Genomic DNA, 12740 nt, shown 5'->3' on the forward strand with positions numbered 1-12740 from the left:
CGCTAGCATTGTCCTTCTTTCGTAAGCTTAAAAGCTGCATGATGTATATACGAAACGATTCCCCTTCCATACTACCACACTTGTATGGTAGTATGGAAGGGTGAACAATTGAACCGTCAGAGGTGAATATATGTATTTGGGTGAACGTCAACAATCGCTCTCGACTAGAGAAATGGTTTATAGAAAGCTGCGCGAGCAGATTATTACAATGGAGCTGGCTCCCGGCACTCCGCTATCCGAAAATGAAACTTCGACCTTATTCGAAGTTAGCCGAACACCTGTCAGAGAAAGCTTTATGCGCCTTGCGCAGGAGGGGCTTGTTCAAGTATTGCCGCAGCGCGGCACCTTCGTCTCCTTGATCGATACCGACTTGGTCGAGGAAGCTCGTTTTATGAGGGAGCAGCTGGAAGGCGCTGTTATTCAGCTGGCATGCCAGCAATTTGATCAGCAGGCGCTGCTTCAATTAGAAATGAATTTAAAACAGCAGCAGCATATTATCGAACAATCCGATCATAAAGGAATGTTCGAGCTGGATCAGCAATTTCACGGCATCTTGTTCGAGGGCTGCAACAAGCTCAATACTTGGAATGCCATGCAGCAGCTGACTGTGCATCTGAATCGCAGCAGAAGATTAATGCTGGCGAGCGACCGCAATTGGCAGCATCTGTACGAGCAGCATCGCCAAATGTACAATGCTATCGTTGCGAAAGACGCCGAGCTCGGCAAGAAAATTATGGATCAGCATATTAACTTAAGCGTTCATGACCAAAAGCTGTTGAAGGAGAAATATCCTACTTACTTTAAATAACGTGATCTTTTCATAACGTACCGCAAAAATACAAAATAATTCATGTGCAAGTTTTGATAAAGTGGATTAATTACAATGCTGCTCCATTTAAAGGAGAGGGAGAGGGAGAGGGTTAAGCATGAAAATGACATTTCGTTGGTTCGGTGAAGGCAATGATCCTGTTCCGCTAGAATATATCAGGCATATTCCTGGCACAGATGGCATCGTATGGGCGCTGCATGATATTCCTGCGGGCGAAGTGTGGCCTATTGAAAAAATTCAGGCCGTTAAAGCTCAGGCAGATGCAGCCGGACTTCACACTGACGTTGTTGAAAGCGTTAATGTGCATGAGGATATTAAGCTAGGACTGCCTGCGCGGGACCAGTATATTGCGAACTATAAAGAAACGATTAAAAACCTTGCCACAATAGGAGTCAAAGTCATTTGCTACAACTTTATGCCAGTATTCGATTGGCTGCGTACAGATTTGTTCAAGGAGTTGGAGGACGGCTCAACAGCATTATTCTATGAAAGCAGTCGAATAGACAATATCGACCCTTTTGTGCTGGTGGAACAAATTAATGCCGATCGTTCTATGACAATGCCGGGCTGGGAGCCTGAACGCCTGCAGCATCTTGCGAAGCTTTTTGAAGCTTATCGCGAGGTTACTCCAGAAAAACTATGGGATAATTTAAAATACTTCCTTGATGAAATCGTCCCGGTTGCAGCCGAGCACGGAATGGCGATGGCCATTCATCCAGATGACCCGCCTTGGCCGATCTTCGGCTTGCCGCGCATTATCAATACACAGGAATCGCTGCGCCGCCTTGTCAGCCTGCATGATCATCCCGCCAACGGCATTACGCTATGCTCCGGGTCACTAGGCGCTAATCCTGCCAATGATATCGTGGCTATGATTCATGAATTCAAGGATCGCATTCATTTCGCTCATATACGCAATGTTCGGGTGTACGACAACGGCGACTTCATCGAAACGTCGCATCGCACACAGGATGGGACAGTCGACATTGCAGGCATCATGAAAGCTTACTATGATATTGGCTTTACCGGCTATGCGCGCCCTGACCATGGACGCCATATTTGGGGCGAAAAGTGCAGGCCTGGATACGGCTTGTACGACCGCGGACTAGGCATTATGCATCTTTGGGGATTATGGGACGCTTATCACTATGCGGATACGAAGAAAGGAGAGTAATGAACGATGACTGCTAAACAACAACCTGTACATGAATCCCTGCAAGGAAAAGTGGCTGTCGTTACCGGCGGCTCTGGCGTGCTGTGCCGTGTCATGGCATTGGAGCTTGCCAGACAAGGGGCGAAGCTTGCCATTCTGGGCCGTACGCCTTCCAAAACAGAAGCCGTTGCTGAAGAAATTCGCGCAGCAGGAGGCACCGCCATTGCCGTGCCTTGCGATGTTACCAGCGCAGATAGCGTGAAAGCGGCTGCCAAGCTGGTACAAGAGCAGCTTGGCGCATGTGATATTCTTATTAACGGCGCAGGCGGCAATCATCCAAGCGCTAATACAACAAATGAAATTTATAGGCCGGAAGATACAGGCAAAAACAATATAACGACCTTTTTCAATTTAAGCATTGATGGCTTCCGCCAGGTGCTCGATTTGAACTTTATCGGCACTTTGATTCCTTCGCAAATTTTTGCGGAGCAAATGCTGGATCGCCAGAGCCCGGTCATTATTAATATTTCATCCATGAGCGCTCCTTCTCCTATGACCAAGGTGCCGGCTTACAGCGCAGCCAAGGCCGCGATCAACAACTTTACGCAATGGCTGGCCGTTCACATGGCCGAATCAGGCATTCGCGTCAACGCCATCGCTCCCGGCTTCTTCCTGACAGAACAAAATCATAAGCTGCTAGTTAACGAAGACGGCTCGCTTACCGAACGTTCAGGCAAAATCATCTCTCATACACCGATGAGACGCTTCGGCAAGCCTGAAGATTTACTTGGCGCCTTGCTATGGCTCGTAGATGATACCGCTTCAGGCTTCGTAACCGGAACGACCATCCCTGTCGATGGCGGCTTCATGGCCTACTCAGGCGTGTAAATCAAGCAATTTAAAGGGATTCTGCTGCGGTCAAGTTTGAGCGGAGGGCTGCTGTTGTCCGCAATGAGCGAAATGGTCACATATTCCGTTATTTGCCTTAAAACTGCCATTTTTTTATTTTCGCGGACACCCATTCCGCTATACAGTTCTAAACAGGGCTTTTTCTGCGATTTATTGTCCAATAACGGAACGTCTGTCACTTTGCTGCCTCAAAACTGCGATTTTAGACGCAATAGCGGAACGTCTGACCAGCTAGGAAGATTACTGATTCATTGGGGATGAAGCAACATCGAAAGGGCTGCGATCAAGTTTGGGTGGAGGGCTGCTGCTGTACGCCAAATTTTGGGTATATATCAAACTTAAAATGACCTTCATAGGAAGACTCTCCCACTTCTCCATCCTCACAAGCGTACAACAAAGCCCCATTCCTGTCGGAACGGGGCTTTTAAGCTTTTAAAACTTCACAGCATCGAGCGGCGCCAATCCCAATAACAACACGCTCCCTGATGCTTATTATCTACACTGCGTTAAACGACCTTCATAATGATTTCCTCATACTGCTCATTAAAGCTGATATGCAGGTCCTTATCCTCTACATACCATACATTGTCTTCCTCCAGGAAGAACTGTATGCCTTCCACATTCGCCACCATCCCTGGACTGCGTGGCTCTTCCTTTGCAATCCCGAGCGATAAGCCGGGATGTACGCTGCCGCACCCTCCTAGTCGGACAAAGATGCGTAAGCTGTCACCTTCACTTAGATCCATTTCCTGCTTATACCATCTTGCAGCTTGCTGTTCTACGATCAGCTTCATCACTTATCACTTCCTCAAAGGGTACTTTAGTCTATTTTAGCCTATTTATGCCCTTTGGTCACCAATTATGATTAATGATCGACAGCCGTACTTGATTTTAAATAATAGGAAGCCGCAAATAATGCTGCAGCAATAACCGCTACAGTAGAAGCAAGCGACCAAAAAACCATCATCGGCGCCGCTATGCTGTCCATTACCGTCTGATAAGCATACCCGCTTAAAGCGCCCGGGCTCCACTTCATATATTTGGGCAGCAGCGAGGCTGACAGTGAAAGAACAAGAATGACACCAATAGCAGAAAAAGCTGCGCCTGCGCCGCTTCTAAGCAGCGTACTGAACAATATGGTTAAAGTGACAATAAGCGTAAGCCAAGTCCCATAAACAAGATAACTATTTAAGAATAACACGAGCTTTACTTCACCAAATAAAACGATTGTATAATAATAGGCTGCTCCATACCCTAACAACAGCGCAACCCATGCCAAAATCGTATTGGCTGCCCATTTGGATGAAATAAAGAACCAGGCGGGGATTGGCTTAACCAATATTAAAGAAGCAATGCCGCTATTGCGCTCAGCGGAAACAGCACCCATTCCGACCAGCGCAATGACCAGCACGCCAATCGTGCCGTATTGCTGTAAAGTAGAAGCCAGCACTTCAACCGCACTTGGCATAGGAATATCGATTACTGTGCCAGTCGGCAAATTGCCCGTCTTCTCTAATATAAGAGGCATATAATAGGTTGATAATGGCTGCATAATGCCAAGCACCATAAATACCAGCGGTACCCACACAAGCTTAAAGCTGCGAACCTGCTCCAGCAATTCCTTTTGCAGCATAGCCGTCCAGCGAGCAAGCCCTTTTGTTCTGTTCAATTGCACCGTGCTCATCGCTCGCTCACCACCCTCATAAATAATTGCTCAAGCGATGAATGGCCGACTTCAAGCTTGCTGATTTTCAGCTGATTGCGGGTTAAGTGCTCCATAAGCCATTGCCTTCCCTCGTCAAGCTGCTGTGCAGTAAACAAAATTAACCGCTCCTGCTTTTCAATATTATCAAACAAAGGTTTTCCTGAAACAGAGCTTACAGCAGCTTCGGCAGCGCGAAGCCATGATTCAAGCTTCTGCTTGCCTTCAGAGCCTTCTCCCTCCAGACGCACCTCTATAATCGGCTGGCGGTGCTGCTGCTGGACTTGCTGCAGCGAGCCCGAAAGTGCCACCTCGCCCTCACGAATTATTATAATATCATCGCAAAGCTCCTCCGCATCATGAAGTACATGCGTGGAGAACAATATCGTCATTTCACTTTTTAGCTCCTGCAGCAAAGACAGCACCTCGCGCCTGCCGATTGGGTCAAGCGCTGAGACAGGCTCATCCATAACGAGCAGCCTCGGCTCATGCACAAGCGCCTGAGCAAGACCAAGCCGCTGCCGCATGCCTCCTGAGTATCCGCCGATTTTTCGTTTTGCCGCCTGCTCCAGCCCCACTCTTTTCAGCAGCAGCCCAGCCTTCTTCTTCGCCTCTGCCGTCGAAAGCCCGCATAGCCTGCCAGCGTACACAACATACTCCATTCCGTTCATCCAATTGTAGAAGCTCGGCATTTGCGGCAAATATCCGATCAGCTGGCGGTAATCCTCAGGTCTAGTAGCGGTAACCTGTTTGCCTTCACGATATGCAATTGAGCCTCCGCTAGGCTCCAGCAGCCCCGTCAGCATTCGCAAAGTAGTCGTTTTTCCGGCCCCGTTTGGACCTAGCAGCGCTGTACAGCGTCCTTTTTCAATCGAAAAGTTGATTCCTTTGACTGCTTGAAAGCTTCCAAACGCCTTCGTCAAACCTGTAACCTCAAGCATCGTTTAACCTCCATTTTTCCTGCCGAAAATAAAAAATATAATTGATCCGATTAAATTGCCACATATAATAATCAGCACCCATACCCATTTCGGGCCATTCGTCGCTTCACTGCGGACGCATACCACCAATGCGCTAATCATTAGAATAAGCTGAAGAACAATAAGCGGAAGTATAAGCGGCAGCCAAGCTGAAATATTCAGATCATTAATACTTTCCATTGCCATTTCTCCTCCTGAACCATTCTTTACGTACAACAATCCAATAAACGATTAAAGGAATAGGCGACTGAATAAGCCCCCACAATCCCCAAAACCAATAATTGCTGCCATGCTTGCGAGCATCAATAAACAGCCAGGTCGATTGCGTAATCAGCACTGCGGCTACACATAACCAAAACCATATTGAATTAGCTAGTTCTTGTTCCATCTCGCCTGTTTCCTCTCTGTAAAAACACGGCCTGAGCGTACTGCCATAATTACCGCACCCGTTATGCCGGCTGCAGCTGCTGCTATTTGTATGCCAATAAACCAGACGGTATGTTCACCCAGCATCCACAGCATCATGCTAAGCAGCGGCAGAGCCGCCAGCCAAAATTTAAAAAGATCACGCTTTTGCCTTTTCGCTATTTCGCTTTTGCTGCTCGCTACAAATTGCTCAAATGCTTGAAGCTCTGGCACTTTAATCGTGTGAGCTTCCTCAAACCGTTTGAATTGCTCCACCAGCTGCTCTGTAATTTCCTGCTCCGATGAATCGGCATCCGCTGTCCTATTTTTATGAAAATGCAGCATTTCTTCTTCCTTTGGACTGATGTCCTTGGATTGGCTATCCAACGTTTTTTGCTGCTTTTCAGTTCGATTTACTCGATTGTTCATCCATAGTCAGCTCCTTCCTTAACTGAGAAATGCCATAGTGTATTCGCGATTTGACTGTGCCTTCAGGAATATCCAATATTGCTGCTATTTCCTGCTGCGTGTACTGATAATAGTATTTGAGCAGCACCGGCATTCTGACATGCTCAGGCAACAAGCAAGCAGCCTCTAAAACATCAGGCCAATCCTGCATAGCACGCAAGGTGTCGTAACGAATCGCATGATACATTTTCTCTTCCTTCAGCCACTGTTGCTCCCTGGCCTCCTTGCGGGCCCGATCTATCATCAGCCGGGAGGCAATCGTAATCAGCCAAGTGGAGAACTTTGCGCTGCCGTTGAAAAAAGCAAGTTTTTCAATTGCTTTTACAACCGTATCCTGCGCAATATCCTCTGCCCTGTTTTTATCCATCGTAATTTTCAGTGCATAATGATAAAGAAAGCTATAGTTTTGCCGCAATAGCTCGGCGAGAGAGGCGCTATTGCCTTTCTTCGCTTGTTTGACAAGCGACTCTTCATTCTCCGCTTGTTTGACAAACATTTCCTCTTGCATGGGGCAGGCCTGCTCCCTTCTTAAGTAGCTCTTATCAGTAAGACGAATAAGTTCGCCGTTTCGTTCAAACGTATTAATAAAATTATAAAATAATCTGAATTTCAAATAATTTAACTTTCGCCGCTTATATTTGGCAGGTTAGTCTTGATGTAACTGGTAAGATTGGCAATCTGTTACTGTTAATGCGATCGCCGATTCGAACTTACTGCATCGCAGACCAAGCAATGATGAACCTCTAAGGGTTGCCACAAACGCTATTCGTGCAAAAATGACAGCTTGAATTTTTTAACGGTTGCTATTGCGCTTAATTTCCCAAAAAGCACTGATTTTGCTCAAGAAATGGTACAATAGCGCTCGTAGCAACCGTTAAATGCTCAAATGAGCTAAAATAATCGAAATAGCATCATTGGCAACCGTTAGGGCAACTTTGGCAGTTATTGATGCCGATTTTCGCTCTGGTCGAGTAGACGTGAGCCTCACGGCTCACGCCCCTCTTAGATCCTTACGTGCCCAATTAAGGCATACGGCTCCCATATCATCATTTGCAAGGTTGCAATGATCAGCTATAGATATTCACATAAATTTTGGGTTCGGGTAAAGGATTACGTTTTAGAAAGAGATTAAATTTGTCATGTGACTCGATCGACACCTGTTGCTTTGTGACCATCTAATTCCCTATGGCATTTCGTCAGCAGTTCCTCATTCAAGAGGTGATATAGCAATGTGAATTTCTCTTTTGGCTTTTCTTCTGCAATCTCTGCTATTCTTGATAGTTTTGTTTGCACTTTTGTACCTACCCCTGTGTGTAGAAAATGTGCCCATAACAAGATCGATGATATGTCACCGCCTTCCCTTCGCCGACATTACTCGGTTTCATCGGTAGTACGCAGTGATCCGACTCCCTGTCCATCATTTGACATTCTCCCTTGTGATCGGTTGTTTGTCATACTCCCTTGTGGGAGAACGGACAGGCTCTCCCAAGTTGCTGTGAAGTCATTGTATAGCATGCCTGGCTCTTCAACCCCGGGAGAGCTCATTCATCCTTACCTTTAACGCCTGAATGAGTGTTGTCTTCCGTACTTTCGAAAACGTCGACCTCTCCGCTTTACTCTTTTCGAGGCTCAATCACTTTCAGGCCTACTACCTAACTGTCTACGCTTAACGTCTGAAATTACTTCCAACCGTCCAAGACTCGCTATTGGTGACTTGTTTTTAGCCTTTCCAAGCAGGATTTCCACCCGCTAAACTTCACAACCTGGGCTTGGTCGCACCGAAAATTGAGTTATAACTTAACAAAACTCCCCTAATCGTAGCTATGTACAATCAGGGGAGTTTCTATTAATGCTGCGCCGGATTGGATCTGCTGTACCAGCGCCAAATCGGCTGAACATGCTGCTCGTCCATACATTTTACATGGTAGGCAAATGAGCTGCCCATTGCATTGGCAGATAAAGAAATAAGCTTTTTGCGTCTTTGTCCGGCTGTTCCAATCGTTTTCATCGCCATAATTTGCGGTCTGCGTATACTGCAGGTCACCCTGTTAATTACCCTCCAGCGAAACGTCAGCTGGCCCTCCTCAAGCAATAAGCCTGCCGATTTATGGCATGCCAGCCTCCAAATATATACAATAGGCAGCAGCAGCAAGGACCAGGCTCCATACCATTTAAACACGGCAATCATCCCAATATTGACGGCCAAAGTGAATATAAGCGGAACGCGAATATAATTAATTAAAGCTCGGCGAGGCGCTTTTAACAGGCTTTCCCCTGCTGGCATAGACAGCTGCGGAACAAACTGCTTCAGCATAAGCGCTACCTTGGAACGGTGAATATAAGGATGCAGCGTCAACTGCTCTTGCTTATCCGTACTCACAATTTGCAGCTGCAGCTCACAAAAGCCGAATGGCTGCCTCAGCAGGCTTTCCTTCATAATGACAGCCTGAACCTTTTTCGGATTGATAAGAAACGTTTTTTTCTCCAAAAGGCCGTAAGATATATACAGCTGACCAGCTTGTTTATTTATCGTAAAGCCGCTGTATTTCAGTACATAAAGTGCGATGGACAAAAGCCATACTGCTACTAGCAGCAATAAAATGATCGTTGTAATTACGATCACCCCGTATCGAAATACGCCGGCGCCGGAAGATTCCAATACTTCATCGACGGACTCCGCAGGCAACATCAGCTCAATTACATTGTTGGCAAAGGAATAAATACCTGCAATGAAAGCAAGCGCCAGCCCAAAATTCAAAGATGAAGCCGCTGCTTGCATAAGCTGCACAGGGGTAAGCTTCACGCTAGCATCATCACTGTGTGCAGACGAGACAATGTTGGAAGAAAAATCTGTCCCGGAAACTGACTGTTTCTCCTTTGTTTCTTCTGCATAGGTATCCATTTCTACAACAGGCACATTCACGTCCTGATGCTCGACATAACGTCGTTCTGGCGCTTCGTTCATTAGCAGCTCGTCATCGCTTCGCTCATTAACATGACCTGCTTCGAGCTCCTGCTTTTTCTGCATCGACTGTTTTCGGGAGCGCAGCATAGCGGAAATATCATTTGCCGCCCGCAGCGATAATGCCGGCAAGGAGCCGTCGCCCTTCTTGCCTCCGCCCGGTGTTTCAATCGCAACCTGCGCTAGTCCAAGAAGGCGATGAATCAGCTTTTGCTGCACATTGACAGAGTGAATGCGCGAATAATAGATCGTCTTCTCATCTCGAAAGAAAATTCCTTTTCGAATGATAATGCGGTCTTCCTGCAGCCAGTAACCGAACCGCTTCCATTCCATATAGCTCATCGCGAGAGCAAAGACAACCAGCACTGCGCCAATCGCAATCGTCAAAGGTGACAGCTTCAGCCACTTCGTATCTCGAATGATCAGTAAAATAATAAGCGGCAAAAAAGATTGAATGATTTGAAAAATGATATAAATGATATAAAGCGGATGCAGCATATGTCTTTGCTCTGAACCGCTGCCAACGTTAGCAGTATCGTTCCGATTGTTGTTCAGCATACTATTCCTCCTGCTCCTCAACCCTTGCGAGTATGCCGATTCTTCGCTTCAGCGCTTCCGCCTCCTGCAGCTTAAGGCCGCTTATTTTATGCGTGGTCGCAGCTGTTACGACCTCCACACTAGCCAGGCTGTACTTACGCATTAAAGGGCCGCTTTCAAGCTCAACATGCTGCACCTTGACCATCGGAACAAGCACATTGCTAATGAAGATTATGCCTGATTTAATTTCAAGCTCTTCTTCGAAAAGCTCATAGCGGAATACTTTTTTCTTAATGGCAGGAGCGATCCACCCAAATACTGCTACCGACAATACTAAAACGGCTACAGCGATCCATACCGGAACCATCGTCCAGTCCTTCAGCTGAGCAACTATCGCATATGCGATAATGGCTATTAAAAATAAACCATTGCTAATAAATTGTGAAATACGATACACCTTGAAATAATCAGGGTGCAGCTGTTTAGTAAGCTCTCGAAGCATTCTAATTCTCCTCCAATAAAATCCTCCCTTCTATTACAGCAATATTTGTTTATCAAGTCAAATGATTTAGCAGGGTCAGCTCTGCCGTTCCTTTAATTTGCCATATGATTGGCTCCATAAGCTGGAATGCACGCGGATATTGAATTTCTACAATCATTACGACTCCCGGACGATAAAGCTGCACACTGTAATCATACGCTGCATTCCGATAATAATAAGGAAAACTGTAATGATCATTGATTACTTCAAATACTAACACTTTAGCCTGATGGCGCAGAAAGGAATGCTGCAGCGGCATTCCGCTCCGATCAAGCTGCAAATTTGTCTGCAAATACAGCCAGGCAGCTTCCTCAGCCTGCTCTTCATCGATACGCAATATTCCTTTGCCGAGCGCCTCCATATTAAGCTGCTGCGCAGCGGCATGCGCGGATCGATTGATAGCCTGCTTCGCCAAAAACAAAGTTTTCATCGACATTTCCTGCTCGACCTGCAGCATATGCACGGTCAGCCAAACGGTCAGCATCGTCAAAATAAGTACAAGCTTATACAAGTCTATCACCACCAATCCGCGCTTATTATTTTCTTTGAGAAGTGCCTTATAAACCGGCACTTTGAATTCGCCGCTTAATAAGGCACATACTCGCTCATTTTCATGCCAAAAGCTTTCATTCTTTCATCCGCAGCTATCGGCTCGATCCCAATCAGCCGGTCAATCATAAATAGCTGCTCGTAAGGATAGCTAATTGTTAATGAAATGCCAGCGCCTCTAGGGACAGGCCTTGCCGCATTATTCGGATCTGCCCCTGTAGTCGAACTGAACTCGTACTGAAGCAAGTCCGGCTGCAGGCCGAATTGAGCTAGCCTCATTTGCGACTGCTGTTTCATAGCAGCACTGATATAGCCATAGGCGCCGCTTGCCCCAACCTCCAGCAAATAATCAACCTCCTGCTGCAGCACCGCCTGCCTGACGATTACAATATGCTTATAAATAGGCGAGAACATAAGCCAGCAAAGCATCGCTGAAAATAAGATGAACACCAGCAGCTGCTTCATGGGCTGAGCTGCCGAATATGCTGGGACATGGCTCCTCCTGAACGATTGACCTGCGTATTCATGCCATTCTCCCCGCCAGCAACTCCTTCATAAATGAGTATTGCCGTAATAATAAGCAGCAGTGTAATTAATAAAGACCTCATCTCTGCAACACCACCTCAATATTATGGAAGCATCTGGCTAATACGAGTATTGGCTGCATTGCCTTGAGATTCAATTTGGCTTCTTGTGCCTGTCGTATCTTTGGCAATAATAGAATTGAACAAAACTACAACGACCACCAGCAGCATTACTGTAATTAAAATATTGCGCATACTCTCACCCCCTTATTAATTTACTGCAATGTCATAAAAAGCTTCTGTCCTTCTCTTACCCACGGATATATAAATACTTGAAAGGTATACAATATCGGAATGCCTGCGAGAACAAACAATAAATAGGAGGTTGATTCCTTTTTGCTCTCCTTGGCAAGCTCCAGCTTGTCCTTATAATCTGATATTCTTTGCTTCAGCAGCTCGTAGTAATGGCTGCTTTCGTGCTGCCTGAGCGCATCGATCGTCTCAATAAAGCTCATTCCTTCGTCAGTGCCGAGACGTTCCTTCAGCCTCTGCAAAGCGAGCCGCGGATGATGATACCAATCTGCAAGCATCTGCTCCAGATCAGCTCGAATCATTTTTGTAAATGGAACGGTCCGCGTCAACTTTGCATGGATATGCAGCTGGGAATCGGATAAATAAAGCAATTGATTGCTGACGATATATATTTCTTTCGTTATTTGGAGCGTTCGCACTTTGCGAATGGAGCGCAGCCAGCTTTGATCGAACATTAAAAACAATAATGCTGCTGCAGCCATTGCCAATATTATGCTCGGGGGCATCGACGCTGGCATTGCTATATGCAGCTTAAGCATGACAAGCATCACAGCTATCGTTAAGGCCGCCATGATAACTGCAATACGCTTCCCAACAAAATACCAAGCAGCATCCGCTGAAAATCCGCATCCCTTTAACAAAAGCTCCCGCTCAGAAAAACTTTGCTGATCGCGGCTAATCCGCAGTAATTTCAGCAGCTTCTTCGGAGCTTCATGTTTTTTCCAGATCAGCAGACTTAAATGAGTCCAGCGATTTTTCCTTTTCGGTACAGCAATGCGCAAAATAATAAAAAGAGCGAGCGCTATTATGATAAATTGCAGCATCCATGAGCTGAAATAAACAAGTGAGTCCATCCATAGATACATCAC

17 protein-coding genes are annotated in these 12740 nt (G+C 46.2%); 3 read left to right on the forward strand and 14 right to left on the reverse strand.

Annotation, left to right across the window (positions count from 1 at the left end):
* The first annotated feature begins 130 nt into the window (after positions 1–130).
* From ACRRU2_RS24195 to ACRRU2_RS24205, 3 genes are all read left to right on the forward strand, one after another.
* Positions 131–808 (forward strand): GntR family transcriptional regulator, encoded by a 678-nt coding sequence (locus ACRRU2_RS24195; RefSeq protein ID WP_331700631.1) that lies wholly within the window; start codon positions 131–133, stop codon positions 806–808.
* A 118-nt stretch (positions 809–926) separates the two neighbouring features.
* Positions 927–2003: a mannonate dehydratase gene (uxuA, locus tag ACRRU2_RS24200; protein ID WP_432505648.1), complete on the forward strand. Its 1077-nt coding sequence runs from the start codon at positions 927–929 to the stop codon at positions 2001–2003.
* A 6-nt stretch (positions 2004–2009) separates the two neighbouring features.
* On the forward strand, positions 2010–2870 hold the full coding sequence (locus ACRRU2_RS24205; protein WP_331700633.1) for an SDR family oxidoreductase: 861 nt from the start codon (positions 2010–2012) through the stop codon (positions 2868–2870).
* Between the two features lie 527 nt (positions 2871–3397).
* Here ACRRU2_RS24205 and ACRRU2_RS24210 read toward each other — a convergent pair.
* The 14 genes from ACRRU2_RS24210 to ACRRU2_RS24275 all read right to left on the reverse strand — a co-directional run bounded on the left by ACRRU2_RS24210 (position 3398) and on the right by ACRRU2_RS24275 (position 12737).
* Entirely contained in the window at positions 3398–3685 is a 288-nt protein-coding gene (locus tag ACRRU2_RS24210) for a HesB/YadR/YfhF family protein (protein ID WP_432505650.1), read from the reverse strand.
* A 71-nt stretch (positions 3686–3756) separates the two neighbouring features.
* Positions 3757–4575, reverse strand: a complete 819-nt coding sequence (locus tag ACRRU2_RS24215) for an ABC transporter permease (RefSeq protein WP_432505652.1) — start codon at positions 4573–4575, stop codon at positions 3757–3759.
* On the reverse strand, positions 4572–5534 hold the full coding sequence (locus tag ACRRU2_RS24220) for an ABC transporter ATP-binding protein (protein ID WP_331700636.1): 963 nt from the start codon (positions 5532–5534) through the stop codon (positions 4572–4574). The genes ACRRU2_RS24215 and ACRRU2_RS24220 overlap by 4 nt, the downstream gene beginning before the upstream one ends.
* Before the next feature lie 3 nt (positions 5535–5537).
* Positions 5538–5735, reverse strand: coding sequence for a PLD nuclease N-terminal domain-containing protein (locus tag ACRRU2_RS24225; protein ID WP_331700723.1), 198 nt, complete (start codon positions 5733–5735; stop codon positions 5538–5540).
* A gap of 4 nt (positions 5736–5739) precedes the next feature.
* Entirely contained in the window at positions 5740–5961 is a 222-nt protein-coding gene (locus ACRRU2_RS24230) for a sigmaY antisigma factor component (protein ID WP_331700637.1), read from the reverse strand.
* The gene (locus ACRRU2_RS24235) at positions 5946–6407 is read right to left on the reverse strand and encodes a DUF5345 family protein (RefSeq protein ID WP_331700638.1); all 462 of its coding nucleotides are present in this window, start codon (positions 6405–6407) and stop codon (positions 5946–5948) included. The genes ACRRU2_RS24230 and ACRRU2_RS24235 overlap by 16 nt, the downstream gene beginning before the upstream one ends.
* Entirely contained in the window at positions 6382–6954 is a 573-nt protein-coding gene (gene sigY / locus ACRRU2_RS24240; RefSeq protein ID WP_432505655.1) for an RNA polymerase sigma factor SigY, read from the reverse strand. Before sigY ends, ACRRU2_RS24235 begins: the two co-directional genes overlap by 26 nt.
* A gap of 1338 nt (positions 6955–8292) precedes the next feature.
* A complete protein-coding gene (locus ACRRU2_RS24245; RefSeq protein WP_432505657.1) occupies positions 8293–9966 on the reverse strand; it encodes a PH domain-containing protein in 1674 nt (557 codons plus the stop codon).
* Position 9967: 1 nt separating this feature from the next.
* Positions 9968–10447, reverse strand: coding sequence for a PH domain-containing protein (locus tag ACRRU2_RS24250; protein WP_432505659.1), 480 nt, complete (start codon positions 10445–10447; stop codon positions 9968–9970).
* A 52-nt stretch (positions 10448–10499) separates the two neighbouring features.
* Positions 10500–10997, reverse strand: coding sequence for a hypothetical protein (locus ACRRU2_RS24255; protein WP_432505661.1), 498 nt, complete (start codon positions 10995–10997; stop codon positions 10500–10502).
* Between the two features lie 74 nt (positions 10998–11071).
* The gene (locus tag ACRRU2_RS24260; RefSeq protein WP_331700643.1) at positions 11072–11500 is read right to left on the reverse strand and encodes a hypothetical protein; all 429 of its coding nucleotides are present in this window, start codon (positions 11498–11500) and stop codon (positions 11072–11074) included.
* A complete protein-coding gene (locus ACRRU2_RS24265) occupies positions 11497–11643 on the reverse strand; it encodes a hypothetical protein (protein WP_331700644.1) in 147 nt (48 codons plus the stop codon). Before ACRRU2_RS24265 ends, ACRRU2_RS24260 begins: the two co-directional genes overlap by 4 nt.
* Before the next feature lie 21 nt (positions 11644–11664).
* Positions 11665–11814 carry a hypothetical protein gene (locus tag ACRRU2_RS24270; protein ID WP_331700645.1) on the reverse strand — a complete coding sequence of 50 codons (150 nt, stop codon included), beginning with the start codon at positions 11812–11814 and terminating at the stop codon, positions 11665–11667.
* Between the two features lie 20 nt (positions 11815–11834).
* Positions 11835–12737, reverse strand: coding sequence for a hypothetical protein (locus tag ACRRU2_RS24275; RefSeq protein WP_432505664.1), 903 nt, complete (start codon positions 12735–12737; stop codon positions 11835–11837).
* Between the last annotated feature and the right edge of the window lie 3 nt (positions 12738–12740).

This window comes from Paenibacillus sp. GXUN7292, from assembly GCF_050864975.1.
Classification (GTDB): Bacteria; Bacillota; Bacilli; order Paenibacillales; family Paenibacillaceae; genus Pristimantibacillus.

What these genes read in the sequence shown, in the direction of transcription:
- ACRRU2_RS24195 (WP_331700631.1), top strand. Translation starts at nt 131, where the DNA reads ATGTATTTGGGTGAACGTCAACAATCGCTCTCGACTAGAGAAATGGTT.
- uxuA (WP_432505648.1), top strand. Translation starts at nt 927, where the DNA reads ATGAAAATGACATTTCGTTGGTTCGGTGAAGGCAATGATCCTGTTCCG.
- ACRRU2_RS24205 (WP_331700633.1), top strand. Translation starts at nt 2,010, where the DNA reads ATGACTGCTAAACAACAACCTGTACATGAATCCCTGCAAGGAAAAGTG.
- ACRRU2_RS24210 (WP_432505650.1), bottom strand. Translation starts at nt 3,685, where the DNA reads ATGAAGCTGATCGTAGAACAGCAAGCTGCAAGATGGTATAAGCAGGAA.
- ACRRU2_RS24215 (WP_432505652.1), bottom strand. Translation starts at nt 4,575, where the DNA reads ATGAGCACGGTGCAATTGAACAGAACAAAAGGGCTTGCTCGCTGGACG.
- ACRRU2_RS24220 (WP_331700636.1), bottom strand. Translation starts at nt 5,534, where the DNA reads ATGCTTGAGGTTACAGGTTTGACGAAGGCGTTTGGAAGCTTTCAAGCA.
- ACRRU2_RS24230 (WP_331700637.1), bottom strand. Translation starts at nt 5,961, where the DNA reads ATGGAACAAGAACTAGCTAATTCAATATGGTTTTGGTTATGTGTAGCC.
- ACRRU2_RS24235 (WP_331700638.1), bottom strand. Translation starts at nt 6,407, where the DNA reads ATGAACAATCGAGTAAATCGAACTGAAAAGCAGCAAAAAACGTTGGAT.
- sigY (WP_432505655.1), bottom strand. Translation starts at nt 6,954, where the DNA reads ATGCAAGAGGAAATGTTTGTCAAACAAGCGGAGAATGAAGAGTCGCTT.
- ACRRU2_RS24245 (WP_432505657.1), bottom strand. Translation starts at nt 9,966, where the DNA reads ATGCTGAACAACAATCGGAACGATACTGCTAACGTTGGCAGCGGTTCA.
- ACRRU2_RS24250 (WP_432505659.1), bottom strand. Translation starts at nt 10,447, where the DNA reads ATGCTTCGAGAGCTTACTAAACAGCTGCACCCTGATTATTTCAAGGTG.
- ACRRU2_RS24260 (WP_331700643.1), bottom strand. Translation starts at nt 11,500, where the DNA reads ATGAAGCAGCTGCTGGTGTTCATCTTATTTTCAGCGATGCTTTGCTGG.
- ACRRU2_RS24265 (WP_331700644.1), bottom strand. Translation starts at nt 11,643, where the DNA reads ATGAGGTCTTTATTAATTACACTGCTGCTTATTATTACGGCAATACTC.
- ACRRU2_RS24270 (WP_331700645.1), bottom strand. Translation starts at nt 11,814, where the DNA reads ATGCGCAATATTTTAATTACAGTAATGCTGCTGGTGGTCGTTGTAGTT.
- ACRRU2_RS24275 (WP_432505664.1), bottom strand. Translation starts at nt 12,737, where the DNA reads ATGTATCTATGGATGGACTCACTTGTTTATTTCAGCTCATGGATGCTG.